This window comes from Haemophilus sp. C1 (assembly GCF_001276515.1).
Classification (GTDB): Bacteria; Pseudomonadota; Gammaproteobacteria; order Enterobacterales; family Pasteurellaceae; genus Haemophilus.
The window spans coordinates 1-675 of record NZ_LDVZ01000074.1 but is presented as its reverse complement, the minus strand read 5'-3'; the positions used below and the strand labels follow the sequence as shown (position 1 = coordinate 675).

At 39.7% G+C, this 675-nt stretch carries 1 protein-coding gene and 1 pseudogene; both read left to right on the top strand.

What is annotated here, in order from left to right; all coding sequences use genetic code 11:
- Positions 1-144 (top strand): annotated as a pseudogene (locus ABW51_RS10440) (transposase); the annotation flags it as partial.
- A gap of 151 nt (positions 145-295) precedes the next feature.
- Positions 296-675: DDE-type integrase/transposase/recombinase (locus ABW51_RS10435; protein ID WP_231625722.1), on the top strand; the 380-nt coding region annotated here is incomplete at its 3' end.

Sequence of the window (675 nt, the reverse complement as noted above, 5' to 3'; positions counted from 1 at the left end):
ACCACAGACTTTTCACCTAAAGCGTTTAAAAAGCTGCAGCGAGAGCTCGCCTTGGCTCGAGCGGAGATTGCTTACCTAAAGGAGTTGGAGGTGCTCGACCGTCAAAAACAGCGACAGAAAAAAGAAAAATTATTGAAAGATTGAAGCCAAACCACGCATTAAATGATTTACTTCGTGTGGCTAAAATGCCTCGCTCAAGCTTTTACTATAAAGAGATTAAGCGAACTTATCACGAAGTAAAAGAGGCTATCTTATCGCTGTATAAAAAAACAGAAAACGAGATGGTTATCGCCCCATGACGTTTAAATTACGCCAAATGGGTTTTAATTTGAATCATAAAACGGTGTTAAAACTGATGAACGAGTTAGGTATTCATTCCATTTTACGTAAGAAAAGACATGGAAAACGAGGAAAAACATCGCATATTGCCCCGAATTTGCTGAATCGTGATTTTACAGCAACGGCACTCAATCAAAAATGGGTAACGGATGTAACGGAATTTCATGTTGGGCAAGAAAAGCTTTATTTTTCACCGTTGATGGACTTGGCTAACCGAGAAATTATTGCCTATAACTTTGCGACACGCCCGAAATTTTCATTGGTAAAAAAGATGTTAGAACAAGGGCTTAGTCGGGTTAAACCGACAGAATGCCCGATTATTCATAGCGACCAAGG